The 24,688-nt window shown below is 38.9% G+C and carries 24 protein-coding genes, 2 tRNA genes, 3 rRNA genes, 1 other RNA gene and 1 pseudogene; 4 read left to right on the top strand and 27 right to left on the bottom strand.

What is annotated here, in order from left to right; all coding sequences use genetic code 11:
* Window positions 1-187 precede the first annotated feature (187 nt).
* A complete protein-coding gene (locus MHH96_RS05925) occupies window positions 188-472 on the top strand; it encodes an AbrB/MazE/SpoVT family DNA-binding domain-containing protein (RefSeq protein WP_047944355.1) in 285 nt (94 codons plus the stop codon).
* A gap of 169 nt (window positions 473-641) precedes the next feature.
* Here MHH96_RS05925 and rsmI read toward each other — a convergent pair whose 3' ends face one another.
* From rsmI to MHH96_RS05880, 10 genes and pseudogenes are all read right to left on the bottom strand, one after another.
* The gene (gene rsmI, locus MHH96_RS05920; RefSeq protein WP_047944354.1) at window positions 642-1,505 is read right to left on the bottom strand and encodes a 16S rRNA (cytidine(1402)-2'-O)-methyltransferase; all 864 of its coding nucleotides are present in this window, start codon (window positions 1,503-1,505) and stop codon (window positions 642-644) included.
* Window positions 1,483-1,770 carry a GIY-YIG nuclease family protein gene (locus MHH96_RS05915; RefSeq protein ID WP_047944353.1) on the bottom strand — a complete coding sequence of 96 codons (288 nt, stop codon included), beginning with the start codon at window positions 1,768-1,770 and terminating at the stop codon, window positions 1,483-1,485. Before MHH96_RS05915 ends, rsmI begins: the two co-directional genes overlap by 23 nt.
* The gene (locus MHH96_RS05910) at window positions 1,760-2,503 is read right to left on the bottom strand and encodes a tRNA1(Val) (adenine(37)-N6)-methyltransferase (protein ID WP_047944352.1); all 744 of its coding nucleotides are present in this window, start codon (window positions 2,501-2,503) and stop codon (window positions 1,760-1,762) included. The genes MHH96_RS05915 and MHH96_RS05910 overlap by 11 nt, the downstream gene beginning before the upstream one ends.
* A 127-nt stretch (window positions 2,504-2,630) precedes the next feature.
* Window positions 2,631-3,008, bottom strand: coding sequence for a DNA replication initiation control protein YabA (gene yabA, locus MHH96_RS05905; RefSeq protein ID WP_047944351.1), 378 nt, complete (start codon window positions 3,006-3,008; stop codon window positions 2,631-2,633).
* 12 nt (window positions 3,009-3,020) lie between these two features.
* The gene (locus tag MHH96_RS05900; RefSeq protein WP_047944350.1) at window positions 3,021-3,848 is read right to left on the bottom strand and encodes a PSP1 domain-containing protein; all 828 of its coding nucleotides are present in this window, start codon (window positions 3,846-3,848) and stop codon (window positions 3,021-3,023) included.
* A complete protein-coding gene (gene holB / locus MHH96_RS05895; protein ID WP_047944349.1) occupies window positions 3,841-4,848 on the bottom strand; it encodes a DNA polymerase III subunit delta' in 1,008 nt (335 codons plus the stop codon). Before holB ends, MHH96_RS05900 begins: the two co-directional genes overlap by 8 nt.
* A 126-nt stretch (window positions 4,849-4,974) precedes the next feature.
* Window positions 4,975-5,070, bottom strand: a pseudogene (locus tag MHH96_RS25590) (hypothetical protein); the annotation flags it as partial.
* Between the two features lie 340 nt (window positions 5,071-5,410).
* Window positions 5,411-5,740, bottom strand: a complete 330-nt coding sequence (locus tag MHH96_RS05890; protein ID WP_047944348.1) for a cyclic-di-AMP receptor — start codon at window positions 5,738-5,740, stop codon at window positions 5,411-5,413.
* A gap of 174 nt (window positions 5,741-5,914) precedes the next feature.
* Complete coding sequence (tmk, locus tag MHH96_RS05885) at window positions 5,915-6,544, bottom strand: dTMP kinase (RefSeq protein ID WP_095323102.1); 630 nt, start codon at window positions 6,542-6,544, stop codon at window positions 5,915-5,917.
* Between the two features lie 20 nt (window positions 6,545-6,564).
* Window positions 6,565-8,001 (bottom strand): aminotransferase class I/II-fold pyridoxal phosphate-dependent enzyme, encoded by a 1,437-nt coding sequence (locus MHH96_RS05880; protein WP_047944346.1) that lies wholly within the window; start codon window positions 7,999-8,001, stop codon window positions 6,565-6,567.
* Between the two features lie 252 nt (window positions 8,002-8,253).
* Between MHH96_RS05880 and MHH96_RS05875 the strand changes: the two genes are divergently transcribed.
* Window positions 8,254-8,457, top strand: coding sequence for a sigma factor G inhibitor Gin (locus MHH96_RS05875; RefSeq protein ID WP_047944345.1), 204 nt, complete (start codon window positions 8,254-8,256; stop codon window positions 8,455-8,457).
* 49 nt (window positions 8,458-8,506) lie between these two features.
* Here the strand turns inward: MHH96_RS05875 and rrf are convergent.
* From rrf to tadA, 12 genes are all read right to left on the bottom strand, one after another.
* Window positions 8,507-8,623: ribosomal RNA gene (rrf, locus tag MHH96_RS05870) — 5S ribosomal RNA — on the bottom strand.
* Between the two features lie 129 nt (window positions 8,624-8,752).
* Window positions 8,753-11,688, bottom strand: a 23S ribosomal RNA gene (locus tag MHH96_RS05865).
* A 261-nt stretch (window positions 11,689-11,949) separates the two neighbouring features.
* Window positions 11,950-12,025: transfer RNA gene (locus MHH96_RS05860), tRNA-Ala, on the bottom strand.
* Between the two features lie 28 nt (window positions 12,026-12,053).
* Window positions 12,054-12,130, bottom strand: a tRNA-Ile gene (locus MHH96_RS05855).
* A 123-nt stretch (window positions 12,131-12,253) separates the two neighbouring features.
* Window positions 12,254-13,801, bottom strand: a 16S ribosomal RNA gene (locus MHH96_RS05850).
* The 16S, 23S and 5S rRNA genes sit together here with 2 tRNA genes alongside, the layout of an rRNA operon.
* A gap of 416 nt (window positions 13,802-14,217) precedes the next feature.
* A complete protein-coding gene (locus MHH96_RS05845; protein ID WP_047944838.1) occupies window positions 14,218-14,481 on the bottom strand; it encodes a pro-sigmaK processing inhibitor BofA family protein in 264 nt (87 codons plus the stop codon).
* A gap of 248 nt (window positions 14,482-14,729) precedes the next feature.
* Entirely contained in the window at window positions 14,730-14,948 is a 219-nt protein-coding gene (locus tag MHH96_RS05840; protein WP_047944839.1) for a YaaL family protein, read from the bottom strand.
* Window positions 14,949-14,966: 18 nt separating this feature from the next.
* Entirely contained in the window at window positions 14,967-15,563 is a 597-nt protein-coding gene (gene recR, locus MHH96_RS05835) for a recombination mediator RecR (protein ID WP_016205308.1), read from the bottom strand.
* A gap of 11 nt (window positions 15,564-15,574) precedes the next feature.
* A complete protein-coding gene (locus tag MHH96_RS05830) occupies window positions 15,575-15,895 on the bottom strand; it encodes a YbaB/EbfC family nucleoid-associated protein (RefSeq protein WP_047944843.1) in 321 nt (106 codons plus the stop codon).
* Between the two features lie 78 nt (window positions 15,896-15,973).
* Window positions 15,974-17,680 carry a DNA polymerase III subunit gamma/tau gene (dnaX, locus tag MHH96_RS05825; RefSeq protein ID WP_047944844.1) on the bottom strand — a complete coding sequence of 569 codons (1,707 nt, stop codon included), beginning with the start codon at window positions 17,678-17,680 and terminating at the stop codon, window positions 15,974-15,976.
* A gap of 208 nt (window positions 17,681-17,888) precedes the next feature.
* Window positions 17,889-18,153, bottom strand: an RNA gene (gene ffs, locus MHH96_RS05820) — signal recognition particle sRNA large type.
* Between the two features lie 85 nt (window positions 18,154-18,238).
* Window positions 18,239-18,751: a tRNA adenosine(34) deaminase TadA gene (gene tadA, locus MHH96_RS05815; protein ID WP_047944845.1), complete on the bottom strand. Its 513-nt coding sequence runs from the start codon at window positions 18,749-18,751 to the stop codon at window positions 18,239-18,241.
* A 171-nt stretch (window positions 18,752-18,922) separates the two neighbouring features.
* Here tadA and MHH96_RS05810 point away from each other — a divergent pair, with 171 nt between their 5' ends.
* Both MHH96_RS05810 and MHH96_RS05805 read left to right on the top strand, forming a co-directional pair.
* The gene (locus tag MHH96_RS05810) at window positions 18,923-19,486 is read left to right on the top strand and encodes an isochorismatase family cysteine hydrolase (protein ID WP_047944847.1); all 564 of its coding nucleotides are present in this window, start codon (window positions 18,923-18,925) and stop codon (window positions 19,484-19,486) included.
* 34 nt (window positions 19,487-19,520) lie between these two features.
* Window positions 19,521-20,807 (top strand): glycosyl hydrolase family 18 protein, encoded by a 1,287-nt coding sequence (locus tag MHH96_RS05805; RefSeq protein ID WP_095323156.1) that lies wholly within the window; start codon window positions 19,521-19,523, stop codon window positions 20,805-20,807.
* A 127-nt stretch (window positions 20,808-20,934) separates the two neighbouring features.
* Here the strand turns inward: MHH96_RS05805 and MHH96_RS05800 are convergent, their stop codons facing one another.
* From MHH96_RS05800 to MHH96_RS05780, 5 genes are read right to left on the bottom strand one after another with little or no spacing between them, the layout of a single operon-like run.
* Window positions 20,935-21,942, bottom strand: coding sequence for a ThiF family adenylyltransferase (locus MHH96_RS05800; RefSeq protein ID WP_047944851.1), 1,008 nt, complete (start codon window positions 21,940-21,942; stop codon window positions 20,935-20,937).
* Window positions 21,939-22,706, bottom strand: a complete 768-nt coding sequence (locus tag MHH96_RS05795) for a thiazole synthase (RefSeq protein ID WP_061801291.1) — start codon at window positions 22,704-22,706, stop codon at window positions 21,939-21,941. Before MHH96_RS05795 ends, MHH96_RS05800 begins: the two co-directional genes overlap by 4 nt.
* Window positions 22,707-22,708: 2 nt before the next feature.
* A complete protein-coding gene (gene thiS, locus MHH96_RS05790) occupies window positions 22,709-22,912 on the bottom strand; it encodes a sulfur carrier protein ThiS (RefSeq protein WP_047944857.1) in 204 nt (67 codons plus the stop codon).
* Between the two features lie 15 nt (window positions 22,913-22,927).
* Entirely contained in the window at window positions 22,928-24,034 is a 1,107-nt protein-coding gene (thiO, locus tag MHH96_RS05785; protein ID WP_061801292.1) for a glycine oxidase ThiO, read from the bottom strand.
* The gene (locus MHH96_RS05780; RefSeq protein ID WP_341116890.1) at window positions 24,015-24,629 is read right to left on the bottom strand and encodes a thiamine phosphate synthase; all 615 of its coding nucleotides are present in this window, start codon (window positions 24,627-24,629) and stop codon (window positions 24,015-24,017) included. Before MHH96_RS05780 ends, thiO begins: the two co-directional genes overlap by 20 nt.
* Window positions 24,630-24,688 lie beyond the last annotated feature (59 nt).

The following is a 24,688-nucleotide window of genomic DNA, read 5'->3' as shown; positions in this document are numbered from 1 at the left end:
CCTATGTTTATTTATCAATTTATTCTCCTGAAAAGCCTAATTTAATAAGGTTTTTAAAATACAATAATTTCAAAATAAAATAATTGACGTTTATGGGAATGGCTGGTATTATAATAAACATACAAAGAAATTTGTCGAAAATTAGCGAAAAAAATATAAATACTTACTTTTGGGAGGAGAAAAGAAAATGAAATCTACAGGTATTGTTCGTAAAGTTGATGAATTAGGTCGTGTGGTTATTCCAATCGAATTAAGACGTACATTAGGAATTGCTGAAAAGGATGCTCTAGAAATTTATGTAGATGATGAAAAAATCATCTTAAAAAAATATAAACCAAACATGACTTGCCAAGTTACTGGCGAAGTATCAGATGATAATCTATCTTTAGCTGGTGGTAAATTAATCCTCAGCCGTGAAGGTGCAGAGCAATTAATCGCGGAAATCAAAAGCAATTTTGAACTTGCAAAATAAAAATAAAGTAAGCAATGTGTAAGTACATCACTCTTTATTGATTCGTAGCTTCTTGAAAAAAATTAAGAGAAATACTTATTCGTTCTTTTTATAAACTAAAGGACTGCCGCCTTAAAGGGGAACACCATCATATTTTTGATGTTCCGATTTAAGGCAGCAGCCCTTTTTCTTATTGAATATGATATTCTTGATATATGTCTCTTTTTTGCATTTCTCTATCTAATGCAGTCTTTTTAATTGCTTCTTTTACCGTAATTCCCTCTTTTTCCACATAGTGATCTACATGTTGAACAATAGACAAGTCTTCCCACCAATTATTTTCTTCTGTTTGTAATTCTCCTTGTTCAATAACTAAACAAAACTCTCCTCTTATTTCTTCTGATTGAGACCAAGCAATTGCTTCCTCTAGAGTTCCACGAATAAATTCCTCATATATCTTTGTCAGCTCTCTACATAATGTAATCTTTCTATTACCGAGAATCTCCCTTATTAAAACCAATGTTTCTTTTAAACGATGTGGGGATTCATATAAGAGCAGCGTGCCTGGAACGTTCTTTAGAAAAAGCAACTCCTTTTTCTTCTCCTTCTTTTGGCGATTAAGGAAACCATAAAAGTAGAAAGGATGTGTCGGAAGCCCCGAAGCAATCAGTGCTGTTAATGCTGCATTCGCTCCTGGAAGAGGAATAACTGGTATTTCTTGATTAATAGCATCTATAGCTAGTTCATATCCTGGATCTGCAATGGTTGGCATTCCCGCATCACTTACTAATGCGATTATTTTATCCTCTTTCAAAGCTTGTATTAGCTTTTGACCACTAGCCTCTTTATTATGTTCATGATAGCTGACTACTGGAGTAGCAATTTCAAAATAATTGCATAGTTTTTTTGTATTACGTGTATCTTCTGCAGCAATAATATCTGCCTCTTTCAAAATTCTAATTGCTCGAAAACTCATATCTTCTAAATTCCCGATAGGAGTAGGGACTAAATACAACGCTCCCCCTTTTTCTTTAAAGCTTTTTTGTTGTTTCATTTCCTTCACCTACTTCCTTCCATAAAAACTTTTCCTTCTTCTTTCTATCTAGCTGTTTAAAAGCATACTCTGCTTTCATGGCTTCTTGTTTTGTCTGAAATTCCTCATAGTAAATAACAGATACCGGTAAACGTCCTCTTGTATATTTTGCTCCTTTACCTTCATTATGCGTTTTTACGCGCTTTTGAAGATCATTTGTATAGCCAGCATAATAGCTGCCATCCTTACACATTAATACATAAAAATAATGACTCTTATTTTCCATACAGTATTCTGCTCATTTCCTCTGTATAATTGTTGCCATCTTTATAAACAAATAACGGAGGGAGAACTTTTAAATCTGGTTTCCCATCTTTTATCGCTTCAACTAATAAAATATTCGCTTCTTTTCCTTCCTTTGGATAAACAAATCGGATACGCTTTGGTTCCAATCGATTTGCCCTCATTAATGTAATAATATCTAATAGTCTTCCTGGTCGATGAACAAAAGCTACTTTTCCACCTTGTTTAACCAATTGACTAGATATACTAATTGTATCCTCTAGCGTACAGAGGATCTCATGTCTCGCAATAGCAAGATGCTCATTACCATTAATCTCTTCCACTGAATTAGTCTTCTTAAAGTAAGGTGGATTACACGTCACTGCGTCATATTTCTCATACCCAAGTAAACCAGGAGCATCCTTAATATCACCATGAATCATTTTTATCTTTTGCTCTAAACGATTATACTGAATGCTTCTATTTGCCATATCATATAATCTTGCTTGTATTTCTACTCCTACAATATCTCCCTCTGTTCGAAGCGACAAAAAGAGTGGAATTACTCCATTCCCACTACATAAATCAACAATCGCCCCCCTTTTCACAGGAATAGAGACAAAATCCGCTAATAATACTGCATCTAATGAGAAGGAGAAAACAGATGGACTTTGAATAATTCTTAATCGTTCATCCAGCAAATAATCTAATCTTTCATCTCCAATTAATGGAACCACTCTTTATACCTCCATCTTTCCTATTTCCTGCATAGAAAAAGAGATGTCTCAAGAAGAAGAGTCATCCCCTGACAATACATTGGTTGTATTGCTTACATACTCGGGCAATAATTTCTTTGAGACATCCTTATTTTTTATTAAGAAACGATAAACAAAAAAGACAATCTCCATCTTTTCGAGGACTTCCAAAATGAAGATTACAAATATGAAAACCTTCTTGATATAGTCTTGCCAGGTTGTCATACCCTTCCCCTATATCAATATTTTTCTCCTCTATCATCTTACCTTGTTTTATGTTCCTTCTTTTATTTTTATCTTGTTTCGAATCCTTTTCTCTTGGTATATCCTCTAAGTGCCTTCTTAGATTTTCATTTTCTAGCTGCAGCCTATTATTCTCTTCAATAAGCTCTGCTACATGCTGTTTAAGATCACCTAATTGCTTATATAAATTACCAATTTGACTTTCCATATTTATTACTGATTCAAAAACTTCTTTTTTATCCACTCTTCCACCTCATTAATCTGTGGATTGAACTGAAACAGCATCCTCTTGCAGTATCTCATCTAATGTATATTCAAGCACTCGTTCTTGTTCAGAAATTTCCACTTGGAGTACACGTTCTAAAATATTTAAACCAACAACTTTTCCCTTTCCATCCGGTGTATCAATCCAATCACCTAAGTCTGGTAAAAGTTCCTTTGCAGCTTCATAATCGTCATTCTCATATTTTAAACAACACATTAGTCGCCCGCATAATCCGGAAATTTTCGTTGGGTTTAAGGAAAGGTTTTGGTCTTTTGCCATCTTAATAGATACTGGTTCGAAATCCCCTAAGAAAGTCGAACAGCATAACATTCTTCCACAAGGACCAATCCCGCCTAGCATTTTCGCTTCATCTCTTACACCAATCTGACGAAGTTCAATTCTTGTTCGAAAAATGGAAGCTAAATCTTTTACCAATTCCCTAAAGTCTACTCGACCATCTGCGGTAAAATAAAAAATGATTTTATTACGGTCAAATGTATATTCTACATCCACTAATTTCATATCTAATTCATGCAGCGTCACTTTCTCACAACAAACATCATAAGCCTCTTTTGCTGCAACCTTGTTTTCGGCTACAATCATCTGATCTTTATGATCCGCGATTCTTAATACTTTTTTCAAAGGTAAAACTACATCATTTTCATCTACTTTTTTCGGTCCAATAACTACTCTCCCGAATTCTACACCCCGAACAGTTTCGACGATGACGAAGTCTCCCTTTTGAATGATTAATTCGTTTGGATCAAAATAATATATTTTTCCAGCTTTTTTAAAGCGGATTCCTACAACATCATACAACTGAAGATCCCTCCTGCAGCTCTAGCACCAGCTGCTCCATCAATAACTGTGGATTCATATTCCCCTGCAGCTTTCGCTTTGCTTCAAAAATAGCTGTCATTTGTTCCGTTAAGCGTCTGTTAGAAGTTCTCAAAGCGTAAGTATCTAATCGTCCCTTTTCGCTAACGTATACAATCTGATCGTGCTTGCCAAGCTGTATATATAATAAATCTTTATAAAGCAGCAATAATAAATCAAGTCCTCTATCAAACTGGTCCTTTTCTTTAAATTGAGAAAACCAGTCTCTTTGAAGAGCTACTAATGCTTCTAAAGGAGCTCCTTTAAGAGCCTCATATAATTTTACCACTATTTTTTGCGCTTGTACAAACCATTCATCCGTACTAAGTGACAATGCCTCTTCAAAATTATTGGTAATTTGCGCAAGTAAAGGGGCTTCATTTGGTTTTATTCCATTTCTTACTAGTTCTTTAGCCATTTCATTTGGGGATAATGGTGTAAAGGAAAGGACCTGACACCGAGACAAAATAGTCGGCAATATTTGCTGAATTTGTTCTGTTATTAAAATGGCCGTTGTTTCTGCATTCGGTTCCTCTAAAAACTTCAGTAAACTGTTAGCCGCATTTGTAGTCATTTTATCTGCATGAACAAGAATATACACCTTTTGCTTTGACTCTACTCCAGTCTTGGAAAACTCTTCTTGTAGGCTTTGTATTTGATGCTTCTTTATGGATAATCCATCTGGCTCAAGTAAATGCACATCAGGATGGTTACCATTATTTATCCGCTTGCAATTTGAACATGTTTCACATGGAACATATCCTTCTATAGTATTTTCACATAAAATGCTCTTAGTGAGAACTAGACTTATTTCCCTTTTACCTGTTCCCTTCATTCCTTCAAAAAGATAAGCATGAGCTAATCGCTCTTTTTTCAAGCTGTTTTTTAGCATCTTTAAAACAATGGGTTGTGTCCCTTCAAGCTGTTCCCACGTCCTTGTCAAGACAATCACTCCATTTACATATATATATTAATTAGTAGACCTTTAATTTTACCATTTTTTTCTAAGGTATTTATGCCATTTTTCTCATTCGCGATTACTTCTTCTGTTGATTATACTAACTTATCATCAATTACCTGTACAACACGCGAATTTTCCTAGGCCAAACTGATCCCTCGCGTTGTACTTTTTACCTTTCATCCCAAATTCAACAGCTTCTTTTACAAACTGTTTAACAAGAGATTTATATTTAGTTAAGTCTTTGAAATTTTGGGTTTCCCTAACCTATTGCTTTAATATCATCGATGTTTTTCAACAATTTTGAAGCTGATCGACCTTTAATTTCTCATTTTGTTGTTGGACATATCTGAAATTTAGAAGCTCCTAAGACTACCTTTGTTTCTAATCTATTTTCCAGATTGATTCAAATCTCTTTATTAACTTCTATTTTTCCTCCTGAAGAGCGGTCTGCTACTTATTAGAAAAGGATATGCGTATCCTACTTTTTAACTTTTATCATTTAACTATGAAAGTACATCGGTAACAGAAGTTACCGATGTACAGCTTAAAATTGTTTAAATTGCTCTACAGGTAATACAAAGACTGTTGCTCCGCCAACTTCTACTTCTACTGGATAAGGGACATAAGAATCTGCATTTCCTCCCATTGGCGATACAGGTGCTACTAATTGTTCTCTTGATTGACAATTTTCTTTAATGATTTGTAATGCCTTTTCCACACGTATATCTTCCGTTCCTATCATAAAAGTGGTATTTCCAGATTTCAAGAATCCGCCAGTACTTGCAAGCTTTGTCGCTCTAAAATTATTTTCAACTAGTGCATTAAGTAATTTGTTACTATCTTTATCTTGAATGACTGTTAGAATTAATTTCATTTTTATCCCGCCCCTTATTATAGTTTCCGAATGATTTTATAACTTGTTCCTATTATAGCAATAAATATAAAAACAAACAGCTGAAAGAAAAAATAATTCTTTGAGAGCCTATCCATTTTTTATTTTGTCATCACTATATGCATAATACCCTATTATTTAAATAGCAACGCACTTCTACTTTAAAAAACGATTAATAATATCTACTGTATCCTCCAAAACCTGTTCTAATGGTTTCGATGCATCTACTTTTATGATTCTCTCTGGAAATCTTTCTATTACCTTATAATAGCCTTCTTGTACTTTTTCATGGAATTCAATCTTTTCTAAATCCAAACGGTTAATTTCTCTATCACTCGTATTATTAATTCTTGCTAAACCAACCCTTGGATCTAAATCAAAATAAATGGTTAGCTCAGGCATGGTATCTCCAATTGCAAATTGATTAATTTCCCAAATTTCATCCATATCAATTCCTCTTGCATGCCCTTGATATGCCAATGAACTATCAATGAAACGGTCACATAATACAATCGCTCCGTCGTTTAAAGCTGGAATGACCTTCTCTACTAAATGCTGTCTTCTAGCAGCTGCATAAAGCAATGCTTCTGTTCGCGCATCCATTTCAGTATGCTTAGGATCTAATATAATATTTCTAATTTTTTCTGAAATAGGAATACCACCTGGCTCCCTTGTCTTTATAATCTGTAGTTCTTTTTCTTGATAATAATTTAACAACATATCAATAACGGTTGTCTTTCCCGCTCCCTCTGGTCCTTCTAATGTAATAAAGATACCTTTTGTCACCTTATTGTCCTCCTAAGTTGTCATTTCTCAAAAATGGTAATTTTATTTTTATATATAGATGGGCTTCCTTGAAATCTTGCTCCATCCTTTAATAAGTTCGTTATTTGTTTAATATGATAGTTCGTTATTTCCTCTCCAGGCATTAAAATAGGAATTCCTGGTGGATATGGAATAATTGTTTCTGCACAAACTGCATGTAAAGCTTCACTTAATGAAACTTCCACCTTACTTCGTGTGGCTTGTTCTTTTTCACTAAGTTTTAATTCTACTATATCCTCACGCTTTTTTATAGATTCAACTGTCTCACTCTGAGCAGAATGAGTATGTATATTTTTAAGAAGCGCCCTTTTTATTTTAAAAATAATCTTCTCTAAAGGATAAGAGATTCCTTTCTTTAACAATGGAAAGACAAATAATATATTATTTGAATCAGCTAACTCCGTATATATACCCTCTTTTTCTAATTCTTTTTGTAATTCAAATCCGCTTCTATTTTCTGTTGATTGAATAGTAATTTTTAAAGGATCTCCATCATAAGGATAGTTTAGTACGTTTAGCTGAGGAATTGTATGAAGTTGTTCCCGAAAAAAAGTTACCATTGTATGTAGGTATTCCCAATCCTCCATGCTATAGTTTGCTATATAATGCCTAGCCTTATCTAGGGAGGCCATAATAAGGTAAGAGGGACTGCTGGACTGTAAAATGTCTAAGTAATGTTTAACATCCTCTTGTTGAACGAATGCCGTATTATAATGTAAATAAGCACCCATTGTTAATGCTGGAAGCGTCTTATGTGCTGATTGAACAACTATATCTGCACCTGACTCAACTGCTGAAGGTGGAAAATTTGAATTTCCTTTAAAATGAGCCCCATGCGCTTCATCTACTAATACACAAATTCCATTAGCATGGGCTAAGTCAATAATCTCTTGTAAATTTCCAACCATTCCATAATAATTAGGAGAAGTTAAAATAAGCGTTTTGACTTCTGGAAATCGTGCAATTGCCTGCTCAATTGTTTTTTTCGAAAGGACTGTATCGACTTTCCAATCTTCCTCATAATCCGGGCTAAGTAAAATGGGCTGTGCCTTTGCTAACTTTATTCCATTCATAATTGATTTATGGCTATTCCTTTGTACAAATACTTTGTCACCCGCTGTTAAGGTGGCTAATATCATTGCTAAATTACCAACAGTACTCCCATTTACAAGAAAATAACTTTTCTTAACTCCATAAAAATCTGTTAGTAGTTTTTCTGCATCTGCAATAACACCAGTTGGTGCATGTAAATCATCTAAGCCATTAAGCTCTGTCACATCAAAATTCCATAAAGGTCCTTTCCACTCATCTTCCGGAGAAATTAATTCTCCATTCTTATGACCAGGTACATGAAAAGAAATATTATTTTTCGACTGAAATTGCAAAAGTTTAGAATATAACGGTGTGTTTTCTTGCAATTGTATTCCTCTTTTCTTTTTTCACTCTATTTATTTTATCATTTTTTCTTTATAGGAAGTAATTTACGCTTCTTTCTATTTTCTTATTTAAAGTATTTTAGATAATATAAATCCCTTATTCATTCATACTGGGCTATTTATCAATACCCCTTTAGTCTTTCTTATTAGTAATATTTTAGTTTAGTAGTTTTCAAGAATAAAGGTATGCGTGATTACTAAAATGGTTAGAATAATGTCTATGGAGGTGGAGAAATGGGGAAGTATCAATCAAGTAGAGCAGAAGCCTGTCTCATATGCGAAGAATATAAATTAGAAGGCATTCATCTATTCGAATCCTTTATATGTATGGATTGCGAAAGAGAGATTGTTAATACGAAGACAAATGATCCCAAATACCGATTTTTTGTTCATCAAATGGGAAAAGCACGAACTCTTCAGGAAAGACGACAAGCTTAGATATAAATAAAAAACAAGCATCTAACGAATAGATGCTTGTTTCCTTATTGCCTGGCGACGTCCTACTCTCACAGGGGGAGAACCCCCAACTACCATCGGCGCTGAGAAGCTTAACTTCCGTGTTCGGTATGGGAACGGGTGTGACCTTCTCGCTATCGCCACCAGACTTATTTATTTCGAGAATTATTCTCTCAAAACTAAATCATTTAGAAGTATTCCAAGTTGCCAAGTAATCATTTTGTCCAGCTCCAACGCCTATCAAACTTCCGATAAACAGGCGTTTCCGCTTTTCATTTTAGTTAAGTCCTCGATCTATTAGTATCAGTCAGCTCCACATGTCGCCACGCTTCCACCTCTGACCTATCAACCTGATCATCTTTCAGGGATCTTACTAGCTTGCGCTATGGGAAATCTCATCTTGAGGGGGGCTTCATGCTTAGATGCTTTCAGCACTTATCCCTTCCGCACATAGCTACCCAGCGATGCCTTTGGCAAGACAACTGGTACACCAGCGGTGCGTCCATCCCGGTCCTCTCGTACTAAGGACAGCTCCTCTCAAATTTCCTACGCCCACGACGGATAGGGACCGAACTGTCTCACGACGTTCTGAACCCAGCTCGCGTACCGCTTTAATGGGCGAACAGCCCAACCCTTGGGACCGACTACAGCCCCAGGATGCGATGAGCCGACATCGAGGTGCCAAACCTCCCCGTCGATGTGGACTCTTGGGGGAGATAAGCCTGTTATCCCCGGGGTAGCTTTTATCCGTTGAGCGATGGCCCTTCCATGCGGAACCACCGGATCACTAAGCCCGACTTTCGTCCCTGCTCGACTTGTAGGTCTCGCAGTCAAGCTCCCTTGTGCCTTTACACTCTACGAATGATTTCCAACCATTCTGAGGGAACCTTTGGGCGCCTCCGTTACTTTTTAGGAGGCGACCGCCCCAGTCAAACTGCCCACCTGACACTGTCTCCCACCCCGATCAGGGGTGCGGGTTAGAATGTCAATACAGCCAGGGTAGTATCCCACCAATGCCTCCACCGAAGCTGGCGCTCCGGCTTCCAAGGCTCCTACCTATCCTGTACAAGCTGTACCAAAATTCAATATCAGGCTGCAGTAAAGCTCCACGGGGTCTTTCCGTCCTGTCGCGGGTAACCTGCATCTTCACAGGTACTATAATTTCACCGAGTCTCTCGTTGAGACAGTGCCCAGATCGTTACACCTTTCGTGCGGGTCGGAACTTACCCGACAAGGAATTTCGCTACCTTAGGACCGTTATAGTTACGGCCGCCGTTTACTGGGGCTTCAATTCAGAGCTTCGCACTAACGTGCTAACCCCTCCTCTTAACCTTCCAGCACCGGGCAGGTGTCAGCCCCTATACTTCGCCTTGCGGCTTCGCAGAGACCTGTGTTTTTGCTAAACAGTCGCCTGGGCCTATTCACTGCGGCTCTCGCAGGCTTGCACCCGCAAGAGCACCCCTTCTCCCGAAGTTACGGGGTCATTTTGCCGAGTTCCTTAACGAGAGTTCTCTCGCTCACCTTAGGATTCTCTCCTCGCCTACCTGTGTCGGTTTGCGGTACGGGCACCCTAAATCTCGCTAGAGGCTTTTCTTGGCAGTGTGGAATCAGGAACTTCGGTACTATATTTCCCTCGCCGTCACAGCTCCGCTTATGTGGTAATGGGATTTGCCTCATTACCAGCCTAACTGCTTGGACGTGCTAATCCAACAGCACGCTTACCCTATCCTCCTGCGTCCCCCCATTGCTCAAACGATTTAAAGGTGGTACAGGAATATCAACCTGTTGTCCATCGCCTACGCTTTTCAGCCTCGGCTTAGGTCCCGACTAACCCTGAGCGGACGAGCCTTCCTCAGGAAACCTTAGGCATTCGGTGGATGAGATTCTCACTCATCTTTCGCTACTCATACCGGCATTCTCACTTCTAAGCGCTCCACCAGTCCTTACGGTCTAGCTTCAACGCCCTTAGAACGCTCTCCTACCACTGACATCATAGATGTCAATCCACAGCTTCGGTGATACGTTTAGCCCCGGTACATTTTCGGCGCAGAGTCACTCGACCAGTGAGCTATTACGCACTCTTTAAATGGTGGCTGCTTCTAAGCCAACATCCTGGTTGTCTAAGCAACTCCACATCCTTTTCCACTTAACGTATACTTTGGGACCTTAGCTGGTGGTCTGGGCTGTTTCCCTCTTGACCACGGATCTTATCACTCGTAGTCTGACTCCCAAGAATAAGTATTTGGCATTCGGAGTTTGTCTGAATTCGGTAACCCGATGGGGGCCCCTAGTCCAAACAGTGCTCTACCTCCAATACTCTAAATCTTGAGGCTAGCCCTAAAGCTATTTCGGAGAGAACCAGCTATCTCCAAGTTCGATTGGAATTTCTCCGCTACCCACACCTCATCCCCGCACTTTTCAACGTGCGTGGGTTCGGGCCTCCATCCAGTGTTACCTGGACTTCACCCTGGACATGGGTAGATCACCTGGTTTCGGGTCTACAACCACATACTATTTCGCCCTATTCAGACTCGCTTTCGCTGCGGCTCCGTCTCTTCAACTTAACCTCGCATGTAATCGTAACTCGCCGGTTCATTCTACAAAAGGCACGCTATCACCCATAAAAGGGCTCTAACTACTTGTAGGCACACGGTTTCAGGATCTATTTCACTCCCCTTCCGGGGTGCTTTTCACCTTTCCCTCACGGTACTGGTTCACTATCGGTCACTAGGGAGTATTTAGCCTTGGGAGATGGTCCTCCCTGCTTCCGACGGGATTTCTCGTGTCCCGCCGTACTCAGGATACACTCAAGAGGGAACGAAGTTTCGACTACAGGGTTTTTACCTTCTACGACTGACCTTTCCAGATCGATTCGTCTACCCCGTTCCTTTGTAACTCCATATAGAGTGTCCTACAACCCCAAGAGGCAAGCCTCTTGGTTTGGGCTAATCCCGTTTCGCTCGCCGCTACTCAGGGAATCGCGTTTGCTTTCTCTTCCTCCGGGTACTTAGATGTTTCAGTTCCCCGGGTCTGCCTTCAGTACCCTATGTATTCAGGTAAAGATTCTATCCCATTACGGATAGAGGGTTTCCCCATTCGGAAATCTCTGGATCAAAGCTTACTTACAGCTCCCCAAAGCATATCGGTGTTAATCCCGTCCTTCATCGGCTCCTAGTGCCAAGGCATCCACCGTGCGCCCTTTCTAACTTAACTTAGTTTCGACCAAAGATAAGCGGCGTATCTCTTCGTCAGCTTCTTCACTCTGCTCCTCACGTACTTTCGTACGCTCCGGTGCTCGTTCGGTCGCTTCCTTGACCTACTTGCTTCTCTTTGCTCTCCAATCTTTGAAGGAGTATTCGTTTAATACGACTACTTTCAAAGAAGTAATTCTCTAAAATAGAGAATCTAAGATGGCGATTACTCGGTTTATCTTGGTTACTTCTATTAAATGATTTAGTTTTCAAAGAACAATTTTGGTGGAGCTTAGCGGGATCGAACCGCTGACCTCCTGCGTGCAAGGCAGGCGCTCTCCCAGCTGAGCTAAAGCCCCAAAAATGGTATATGTTTTTTCAAAAAAATGGTGGGCCTAAATGGACTCGAACCATCGACCTCACGCTTATCAGGCGTGCGCTCTAACCAGCTGAGCTATAGGCCCATTTTATGCTCGATAAAGTAAAAAGGTTCATTCTTTATCTATTTTTTAAGGAATTGCTCCCTCAAAACTGAACAATCAAATCGTCAACAATCTTTGATGGAATGTAAATTCCATTTTCCTTAGAAAGGAGGTGATCCAGCCGCACCTTCCGATACGGCTACCTTGTTACGACTTCACCCCAATCATCTATCCCACCTTAGGCGGCTGGCTCCAAAAGGTTACCCCACCGACTTCGGGTGTTACAAACTCTCGTGGTGTGACGGGCGGTGTGTACAAGGCCCGGGAACGTATTCACCGCGGCATGCTGATCCGCGATTACTAGCGATTCCAGCTTCATGTAGGCGAGTTGCAGCCTACAATCCGAACTGAGAATGGTTTTATGGGATTTGCTCGACCTCGCGGTTTTGCTGCCCTTTGTACCATCCATTGTAGCACGTGTGTAGCCCAGGTCATAAGGGGCATGATGATTTGACGTCATCCCCACCTTCCTCCGGTTTGTCACCGGCAGTCACCTTAGAGTGCCCAACTGAATGCTGGCAACTAAGATCAAGGGTTGCGCTCGTTGCGGGACTTAACCCAACATCTCACGACACGAGCTGACGACAACCATGCACCACCTGTCACTCTGTCCCCCGAAGGGGAACGTCCTATCTCTAGGAGTGTCAGAGGATGTCAAGACCTGGTAAGGTTCTTCGCGTTGCTTCGAATTAAACCACATGCTCCACCGCTTGTGCGGGCCCCCGTCAATTCCTTTGAGTTTCAGCCTTGCGGCCGTACTCCCCAGGCGGAGTGCTTAATGCGTTTGCTGCAGCACTAAAGGGCGGAAACCCTCTAACACTTAGCACTCATCGTTTACGGCGTGGACTACCAGGGTATCTAATCCTGTTTGCTCCCCACGCTTTCGCGCCTCAGCGTCAGTTACAGACCAAAGAGTCGCCTTCGCCACTGGTGTTCCTCCACATCTCTACGCATTTCACCGCTACACGTGGAATTCCACTCTTCTCTTCTGCACTCAAGTCCCCCAGTTTCCAATGACCCTCCACGGTTGAGCCGTGGGCTTTCACATCAGACTTAAAGGACCGCCTGCGCGCGCTTTACGCCCAATAATTCCGGACAACGCTTGCCACCTACGTATTACCGCGGCTGCTGGCACGTAGTTAGCCGTGGCTTTCTGGTTAGGTACCGTCAAGGTACAAGCAGTTACTCTTGTACTTGTTCTTCCCTAACAACAGAGTTTTACGATCCGAAAACCTTCATCACTCACGCGGCGTTGCTCCGTCAGACTTTCGTCCATTGCGGAAGATTCCCTACTGCTGCCTCCCGTAGGAGTCTGGGCCGTGTCTCAGTCCCAGTGTGGCCGATCACCCTCTCAGGTCGGCTACGCATCGTCGCCTTGGTGAGCCGTTACCTCACCAACTAGCTAATGCGCCGCGGGCCCATCTGTAAGTGACAGCGTAAACCGTCTTTCAGCTTTTCCTCATGAGAGGAAAAGGATTATCCGGTATTAGCTCCGGTTTCCCGAAGTTATCCCAGTCTTACAGGCAGGTTGCCCACGTGTTACTCACCCGTCCGCCGCTAACTTTAAAAGCAAGCTTTTAAAGTCCGCTCGACTTGCATGTATTAGGCACGCCGCCAGCGTTCGTCCTGAGCCAGGATCAAACTCTCCAATAAAGAGTTGATTAGCTCATTGCTAAACTCTAGCTTTTTGTTACTTTTTTGTTTTACAACATTCGTTATAAAACGATTATTGTTGACGTTTGTTTGTTCAGTTTTCAAAGAGCAATTTGTTTGTTGCTATCAGAAGCAACTTTTATATAATATCACAAAAACATATTATATGTCAAATACTTTTTTAAAAGCATTTCCAGTGATTAAGCTAACCAATCTGGCGACTTTTTATATATTATCACCCTTTATATATGAAGTCAATACTTTTTAATAGTATTTTATCTTTATTCCCAAACCCTGTTTTTAATTAATAAAATCAGCTCACAAATAAAAAGAGATTAACTATAAATCCTCACAAAGCTTTCTCTCCTTTGTTCTGAATCTAGATAATCTCAATTGAGTATAATTATACGCTTCATTTAAATAATATATAATTGAATTGCTACTAATGCTGCTACTCCCGGAATCCCTAATATTCCTGATACGGTGGAGGTTGCAAAATTAATTGGCACATGTATACCATATTGATTACCGACCGTATTTAAGAAAAATAAAAATAACGCACCTATCATAATTTTTATAATACCTTGTCCAATCATTCTAAGTGGTTTTATTGGTGTACCAACTACTAACAACAAAATAACCAAACCAATGACAATAGATATAATAACAACCGGGCTCACTGTCCATCCTCCCTTATTATGCTTGTATTTATAAATATGTATCATTTCGATAAATAAGACCTAGGATGGACAACTTTTCATTTTAATTAGCACTTTTCAGCCATGCGCTTATTTACTTTAACAAAGTTGAAAAGATGATGCGAAAACAAAAAAACCGAGTACACGATTCTGATATGCTCCTCATTAAGTAGACAGATAAAATCTGTTATCTAATGGAGGAGCAGTTCATTCTTCACTCGGTCTGCTTATTATTTCAATAAATTTATTTTTCTTTGTTTTGCTTCTTTAAATAAAAAGAAATATTTTGCCTCTGATAATTTAGCCTCACTAATTACTTCATCGGAAGGATCAAAACTCTTATCTAACAAACTTTTATCATTTAACCATTCTTTTTTCAAATGGCTAAATTGAACTAATAGCTTCTCATCAAATTCCTTCCTTAACTTTCCCTTTCTTCGAAAGAACATCGCTAGCCCTCCTGTACCCTACACTTCTCTTCGACCTTCTAATGCTTTAGATAGTGTAACCTCATCTGCATATTCTAAATCTCCACCTACCGGTAAACCATGAGCAATTCTAGTGATTTTAATACCTGATGGTTTGAGCAGACGAGAAATATACATAGCCGTCGCTTCTCCTTCTATATTCGGATTTGTTGCCATAATAACTTCTTGGGCCTCATCATCCTGTAATCTCTTTATCAACGAAGGTACATTAATATCTTCTGGTCCAATCCCATCCATCGGAGAAATAGCCCCGTGGAGAACATGATAAAGCCCGTTATATTCTTTCATTTTTTCCATTGCAATGACATCCTTTGGATCTTGTACTACACATATAATACTTCGATCTCTTCTACTGTCTTCACAGATGTAGCATGGATCTTGATCTGTAATATGTCCACAAACAGAACAATAAGTTAAGTTCCTTTTCGCATTAACTAGTGCTTTCGCAAAATCCAGCACGGTATCTTCCTTCATATTTAATACAAAAAAAGCCAGTCTAGAGGCCGTTTTAGGCCCAATGCCTGGCAATTTCATAAAGCTGTCAATTAGCTTTGATATAGGTTCAGGATAATGCATAATCTCCCCCCTTAAAACATTCCAGGAAGGTTTAATCCTTTTGTAAACTGACCCATTGTAGAATTTGTTAATTCATCCGCTTTTTTCAAAGCATCATTTGTTGCTGCTAAAACTAAATCTTGCAACATTTCTACATCTTCTGGATCCACAACCTCTTCCTTAATAATCACATCAATAATTTCTTTATGACCAGATACAACAACAGTTACCATTCCGCCGCCTGCTGTTCCTTCAATCTTTTCTTCACCAAGCTGTTCTTGCGCCTCTGCCATTTTCTTTTGCATCTTTTGCATTTGTTTCATCATATTTTGCATATTTCCCATTCCACGCATATATACTACCTCCAATTTATAGTTTCCATTGGTTTTTACATAATAGATTACTTACATATATAACCAATAGGTTCAAAATTAATCCTTCACTTCTAATAATTCTTCACCAAATAATTTTATTGCTTCTGATACAACGGAGTTATCTTGTCGCTCTTCACCGTCTCCTTCTTCAGAAGAATCTAAGTGCTGGGAGCTATTGAGAAATTCTTCTCTAATGTTGAGCCATTGATCTTCAGGGACTCCTAATAAATTATACCTTTTTCCAAGGAGTTGATACAAAGAATTAGTGATTGTCTCTATAAATTTAACATTATCTAATGCCATTTGACAGTGGATTTCATATTTAAATTTAATAATGATGGAATCCGTTGATGCAGCAACTGGTTCTGCTTCATTCAGCAATGCAGCTTGCGATCTCATTTGGTTTTGCACAAGAGTATTCAGCATAGCTCCCCAATTACTCTTTATACTTTGCAATTCTTGCTTTGTTGCATTTTTTAGTGTTTCTGTTATTTTCCCTAAAGGTGCTTGAAATCCTTTTCTATTTGTTCTTGTTTTTTTCTGTGTAGGCTGTGCTTCAGTGACTACTGTAACACCCTTTTGCTTAATATTCGCCAACTCTTCTTCTAAAGAAGTTATCTTACTCAGCAAAGATTGGATTTCTGGGATGTTTACATTGGATTGTCCAGATATGTTTGGTGCTTCCAACTGACATAATTTCACAATGGCTACTTCTAAAAATATTCTCGGATGGTTTGTCCAGCGCATATCTTGCTGTGTTTTATTCAGCAAATTTATGAGCTCATAAATTTGTTCATGTGAATGTGTTTCTGCAAGATCTTTAAAATCATCATCCAATAAAACTCTTTCTAAGGATTCCTCTAAATTAGGGGCCGTTTTATAAAGCAGCATATCGCGATAGAAAAAGATGAAATCTTCGATAAATCGATTAGAGTCCTTCCCGGCAAGCAGTAATTCATCTAAGGATTGGAGCCCTCTTACCGTATCTCCATCTAAAATAGCTCTCGACAATGTATTTAAAAAGTTTTGTGAAACAGCACCCGTGACTGTCAAAGCATCTTCAACCGTAACTACTTCATTACTATAAGAAATCGCTTGATCTAGTAAACTTAAAGCATCACGCATTCCACCATCTGCTGCTCTTGCAATCATTTGTAATGCTTTTTCCTCACAAGAGATCGCTGATTCATCCATAATCAATCTCATTCGATTGACAATCGCTTGCGATGTAATTCGTCTAAAATCAAACCGCTGACATCTTGAAATAATGGTTAAAGGAATTTTGTGAGGCTCAGTAGTGGCTAAAATAAAGATTACATGTTTAGGGGGTTCCTCCAATGTTTTTAAAAGCGCATTAAACGCTCCAATTGACAGCATATGAACTTCATCAATAATATATACTTTGTAAGGTACAGAGCTAGGAGCAAATTTCACCTTATCTCTTATATCCCTTATTTCTTCTACTCCATTATTGGAAGCAGCATCTATTTCAATTACATCAGGGATAGTACCATCTGTAATTCCTCTACATGCATCACATTCATTACAAGGTTCACTAATGGGTGCTCTCTCACAGTTAACAGCTTTCGCTAATATTTTTGCCGCACTTGTTTTCCCTGTCCCTCTCGGCCCAGAAAACAAGTAAGCATGAGAGATTTTTTGCTGAAGAAGGGCATTTTGTAATGTCTTTGTTACGTGTTCCTGCCCTACTACATCTATAAACTGTTGAGGACGCCAAACCCGATATAAAGCTTGATAGTTCATAGTACCCTCCATTTTTTATTTTCCTTTTTATTATAGCTTATCCGTTTATATTTTTACATCCATAATAGCATACATAAAGACATGAAAATAGTTATTCTCTTTTTCTAAGAGAACAACTATTTTCAAACAAAAGGAATGCAGCCACTCCCTTTAACTTACAAAAAAACTCATCCACATAGGATGAGTTTTGTATGTATAAATATAACTGCCGTGCACCTTTCATCGACTGGCACCCATAAGCGTTACTTAAGTAGTTAGCTCAGTCCAGGTAACCCTGCGGCACATGGGGGTGTCCACTTAATGCTGCTTCCTTCCGGACCTGACATGGTTCATGGATTCCCATTGCGCAGGACCCGGACGTCAACACCACTTACTTAAGGCAGACCCTACAGGATACCAGCCTCAGAAAGGAATTCAGCCTCGCTAGAGCGGATTGCGAGTACAGGGCACCGCTACCTCCCCGCTTAGCACGACAAAATTGATACCGAAGTATTAGGTGTCCTAAGACACACTCTTAGTATACTGATAATGGACGGAAAAATCAACATAAAGCATTTGTTAATTATTGTAAGCATCCGAATTGCTTGTCTTCCGTTCTTTTTTCTTCTTTCTTCGGTTTCTAATCTCCCGAAAAAAAGATGTTAATAACTGTCCACACTCTTCTGCTAATACACCTGTAATTACTTCACTCTGATGGTTAAATCGGTTATCTTGAAGCAAATTCATAAAAGTACCCGCGCATCCTCCCTTTGGATCAGCTGCACCATAAACCACCCTTGGAATTCGTGACAGCAGGATAGCCCCAGAACACATAGCACATGGCTCTAACGTAACATAAAGCGTAACTTCCTCTAGTCTCCATGTTCCCAATGCTGTGCATGCCTTCTCAATAGCAAGCAATTCAGCATGAGCAATGGCAGATTGGTCTGTTTCTCTTAAATTATGTGCTCTAGCAATTACTTCTCCTTTATAAGCAACAACTGCACCAATCGGCACTTCTCCTATTTCTGCAGCCTTCCTTGCTTCCTCTATAGCTATTTTCATAAATAATTGATCTTGATTTACTTCCATAATTACAGCCCACCTATATAAAAACACAAAATTTGTAATGAAAATTCTTCTTTTACTTAAACTAAGAAAATCAATCCTCTTTTCCAACTAACCTATGCTGGAATTTAGTTTATCTTCCATCGCACTAGCTAATTTTTTATTCTACCATCTTACATAGAAAAGGAGAACCATATGAAATCATCTGACACAGCTCTCTTGATTATTGATATGATAAATGACTTTCACTTTGAGCATGGAAATATTTTAGCAGAAAAAGCATTAATAATTGCAGAACATATTCAATTGCTAAAAAAACAATGCAAAAAAGAAAAAATACCGATTATTTATATCAACGACCATTATAATCTATGGCAAGCTGAATTGAATAAAGTAATTGATTATTGTAGTAATGAAAAAAGTGAACCTATTATTGATAAAATCAGACCTGATGATACCGACTATTTTTTAATCAAACCGAGACATTCTGCTTTTTATGGCACGGCTTTATATACACTACTTCACCAATTGCAGGTCAAAAACCTTATTCTTACTGGAATTGCCGGAAATATTTGCGTTTTATTTACTGCTAATGATGCCTATATGCGAGAGTACCCGCTTCTTATTCCAGATAATTGCATTGCTTCTGTTGATAATGAGGATAATCAATATGCTATTCGCATGATGAAGAATGTCATGAATGCGAAAATATTTACATTCAATGAAAATACAATCATTTCTGCTCTTTCTTCCTCATAAACTATAATAATGTATCCTGTCAGGAGGGAAGAATATGCAAATTCACGTTGTTCGTAATAATCAAACATTAACAGGCATTGCAGCTGCATACGGTACTACGGTTAATGATATAGTAGAAGCGAATGATGTACCAAATCCAGACCGATTAGTAATAGGGCAAGCACTCGTTATCCCTATTATCGGCAGCTTTTATTGGGTTCAATCAGGAGATACACTTTGGTCTATTGCTCAACGGTTTCGGCTGAATTATGAACAATTAGCTTCTATCAATTCTATTGCTGTTAACCAACCTTTACAAGTTGGTTTACGTTTATACATCCCCGAGAGGCCGAAAAGACCGGTCGAGTCTAATGCATATGTAGAACCACGTGGTACATATGTCGCACCTAATCTTGAGGCAAGTGCACGAGAAGCAGCTCCTTATTTAACCTATCTTGCACCATTCAGTTTTCAAGCGTTACGAGATGGCAGTTTAAAAGAACCGCTTCTTAATAATTTCCCTGAAATTGCCCAGAGAAATAATAATGTACTTATGATGGTAATTACGAATCAAGAAAATGATCAATTCAGTGATGAACTCGGACGAATCCTATTAAATGAGGAATCCATTCAAAATAACTTTCTCCATAATATTGTTACTACCGCTAAGAAATATGGATTTCAAGATATCCATTTTGATTTTGAATATTTACGCCCGGAAGATCGGGAAGCCTATAATCGTTTTCTCCGTAGAGCGAAAAATCGTTTTTCCCAAGAGGGTTGGTTAATATCTACTGCTTTGGCTCCAAAAACTAGCGCTGCTCAAAAAGGAAAATGGTATGAAGCACATGATTACAGAGCACACGGAGAAATTGTCGATTTTGTCGTTATCATGACTTATGAATGGGGGTATAGCGGGGGACCCGCGATGGCTGTTTCTCCTATTGGACCCGTTAGAGATGTTTTAGAATATGCCATCACGGAGATGCCTCCCTCTAAAATTACGATGGGGCAAAATTTGTATGGTTATGATTGGACCCTTCCCTTTGTCGAAGGAACAGTAGCAAAAGCACTTAGCCCTCAAGCCGCCATTCAACTTGCAGCAGATTATAATGCGGAGATACTATATGATCAAAAAGCACAGGCTCCCTATTTTAAATACACAGACAGTGAAGGCAGACTGCATGAAGTATGGTTTGAGGATGCTCGTTCTATTCAAGCAAAATTTAATTTAATCAAAGAGTTGAATTTAAGAGGCATTAGTTATTGGAAATTAGGTTTAGCCTTTCCCCAAAACTGGCTTTTACTGGCCGATAATTTTCACATAACCAAAAGAACATAGTCAACTTGTTTTCACTTAAAAGAACATGCATGATTCGGCTAAACTCCTGTACACCAAGCAAGACCAATTGGAGTATATTGATTAAAAAAGGAAAGATCTATTTGATAAGATCTTTTCTTTTTTAACTCTATCCAATCAATCGCGAATAAATGGATTTTGCTACACTTATTTCTGATGTTCCATGGATGATCGCACGTCCATCTTTAAAAAGAATTACCCGATAATCATTGTATTGAAAAGACACTAAGTAAGGATTGGTAATTAAGTTTTGGACAAGCGCCTTCCATTGCTTTGAAAGCACATAGAGATCCAACCCCTTTGGCATAGCTGGGCGAATATGAACAGCATCTCTCCCACATAACACCGCTGCCTTTGTTTGATTTTGAAAAGACAAATACGGAAAATCTGCTCTTGTTCCGCATGTAGGACACTCTAATTTTTTTAGCTTTTCAACATTCATTTCCGCATATTCCATTTTCCAAATATCAAAAGAGCGCAATACTGGGAACAGCTTTTCACCGGAAAGAATCTGTATGGCTTGCGATACTTGCATAGCAGCAACCCATTGAACAATAGGACTGATAACCCCTGCGGTATCACAGGTTATTTCCTGGGAAGGGAGCTGTTCAATTAAACAATGAAGACATGGCGCATCCTCCCCAACAACTGGATAGGAAAGCCCATAGCTCCCTACACATGCCCCAAAAAGAAATGGTATTTTCAGCTTAATTGCAGCATCATTTATGACTAATCTTGTTTCAAAATTATCGGTACCATCTATTAGAATAGAAGCACCATCTATAAATTTTTCGATTGTATGACAGTTTATATCCTCCACCACTGCCTCTATAACCGTATGACTGCTAATATCCTTTAATCTCCTCTTTGCTGCAACTGCTTTAGGGAGTTTATCGGCTGCATCCTCTTCCGTATAGAGCTGTTGTCTTTGCAAATTGCTTTCTTCTACGTAATCACGATCGATAATAGTCAGCCTTCCTATTCCTGCTCTTACCAGCATTTCGGAACTAGCTGATCCTAAGGCTCCTGCCCCTAAAATAACGGCATGACTAGCTTCAATATTTCTTTGTCCTTCTTTACCAATAAATAATTCCTGCTTTAAAAAACGACTAGTCAAGATGGAATCATCCCCGTAATCGGACTACTTGCAACACCATAATTCTTCTCTGTGATTCTCCCTGCTTCATATCCCAATCTCCCAGCTTCTATAGCTAATTTCATCGCCTGAGCCATTGTAACTGGATCATATGCATTCGAAACCGCTGTATTTAAAAGTACCCCATCTGCGCCAAGCTCCATTGCATATGCTGCGTCCTTTGGCGAGCCAATTCCCGCATCCACTATAACAGGTACATTACTTTGCTCTATAATAAATTGTAAATTTAGCGGATTGATAATTCCCTTTCCAGACCCAATTGGGGAAGCACCCGGCATAATAGCATGTACACCTAACTGTGCTAACCGTTTAGCCAGCACAACATCATCAGAGGTATAAGGTAACACAATGAATCCCTCTTCTAATAATTGTTCAGATGCTCTCAAAGTTTCTATTGGATCTGGCAGCAGCGACTTATCACAACCGATTACTTCTACTTTAATCATGTCACATAGTCCAGATGACTTCGCAAGTTTAGCAATTCTTACCGCTTCTTCTGCAGTCTTCGCTCCCGCCGTATTCGGAAGGAGAGTATAACGCTTTAAATCTAGCTGTTCCAAGAAGTTAGGCTGTGATTTTTCAAATATATTCATCCTTCGTACCGCAAAGGTTAGAATCTCACTTTCTGATACTTCTACCGCTTTTTTTTGAATTTCAAATGATGGGTATTTTCCTGTTCCAAGTAATAAACGAGACTGAAAAGTACGATTTGCTATTTTTAACATTTTTATCCTCCTCCAACAAAGTGAATTAATTCTACTCTATCGCTTTCTTTTAATACATGTGTTTGGTACTGTTCTTTTCGCAAAATATCTCGATTTATTTCTACTATGACAATACGATTATTTAATTCAAAAAAGTGTAGGAGATCCTCTACTGTAACAACCTCTTTAGGCAGCTGTTGTTCCTTACCATTCAATTGTATATTCAATTACTACCCTCCCCATTAAACTAAAATAGGACGCTCAACTTTAAAGGCATCTAGCCATTCACTTTTTACAGGCATACCCAACATTAAATCTCTAATCATCTTTCCTGTTATAGGAGCTAAAAGAATCCCATTTCTTTGGTGGCCAGTTGCAAAATACAAGCCTTTCATCTCTGGATGCTCTCCTATAAATGGATAACCATCATATGTTTGTGGTCTTAGACCAGCCCACGCTCTCTTCCACTTCATATTTCCAACTTCTGGTATCATCTCCTTTGCTTTTTGTATAACTTCTTCTATCCCATCTACTGAAGGTTCCTCGCTCCATTCATTCCATTTTTTCGTTGCTCCAATAATAAACTCCTTATTGTTTCTTGGTACAATGTAATATTGATTATGAAATACAGAATACTGCAAGGGAAATCCTTCATTTTCTACAGATACACATTCTCCCTTAACCGGGATAACTTGGTGTGATAATCCTAATTTCTGGAAGAAGTAATTGCTCCATACTCCGCTTGCAATGACTACATTTTCTGCAAAAAAATCACCTTGCAACGTTTTTATTACGTAGTCTATCCCCTTCTTTTTGACTCCTAATACGCGGGTATATTCATAAACCTCTGCTCCGAATAGCTGCGCTCCTTTACTTAAACCGTTACATGCTATCAATGGAGTGATATGTACATCCTCTTTCAAAAATGCTGCTCCAATGATGTTGCCAGAAAGCTGGGGAACCATTTTCTTTGCTAGTTCAGCATCCAGCCATTCCACAGATGATAGAGCCAAAATAGTTTCTAGTTCCCTTTTTTCTTCCTCTGAATAAGCAAGCTTTAATAAACCGCCATTTCTTTTCTCAAAATCAATAGCAGTAAGCTCCCTTATCTCTTCATAAAGCTCCTTATATAGAAGCTGACTACTTCTTGCAAATGGATAAAGCTGCTTAAACTCTTTATATTCAGAGTGAGCACCAAGCATCCCAGCTGCTGCACTTGTTGATTTTCCGCCTATTGTATTTGCTTCTAATACAGCTACCTTCCTGTTTTCTTTTGCTAAATAGTAAGCAATAGAACTACCAATAATTCCCCCACCAACAATAACAACATCAAATTTTTTGGTTTCCACACTCTTCACATCTTTCCCTTATTCGTTGTACTGCCCTTAATGGCTGAGACGCTGAAAATATAGCAGACATAATCGCTACTCCATCTACGCCTAAACTTGCTAATTGACCTACTCGTTCTTCATTTATTCCGCCTATAGCATAGAGAGGAATAGTTAGATCTCTCTTTATGCCAGTGATCGATGACAATGCGATAGGTATCTTTCCTTTTTTACTATCAGTTGGATAGCAATGGCCATATATCACATAATCAGCCCGAACATTTTCTGCTATAATTGCTTCCTGTTGACTATGAACAGATACACCAATAGATAATGTTGGATAAATATTTTTTACTGGTTGAATAGGTAATCCATTGCCTGGTAAATGCACATGTGTTAAAGAGAGCAATGCTGCAACATCTAGGCGGTCATTTATGATTATTTTCCGGGCTGGTATCCCTTCCTTAAGCAGCCTCTCACCAAGTAAATAAATTTCTTTTGGGCTTTTTGCTTTCTCTCTAATTTGCACATAGTCCACATATGGGTGGATTTCTAATAAAATGGAGGAGAGTCTTTCAAAAGAATGTTTATTATCTGTTACAGCCATTATCTTCATTTCATCACCCCCAACTATCAATTTCAGCGTTTTAATATTAAAATTTTAAAAAAAACAAC

It is taken from the genome of Niallia sp. FSL K6-0212 (genome assembly GCF_038007605.1).
Lineage (GTDB): Bacteria > Bacillota > Bacilli > Bacillales > Cytobacillaceae > Niallia > Niallia circulans.
The sequence above is the reverse complement of the archived record's forward strand: the minus strand, read 5'-3'. Positions and strand labels throughout refer to the sequence as shown.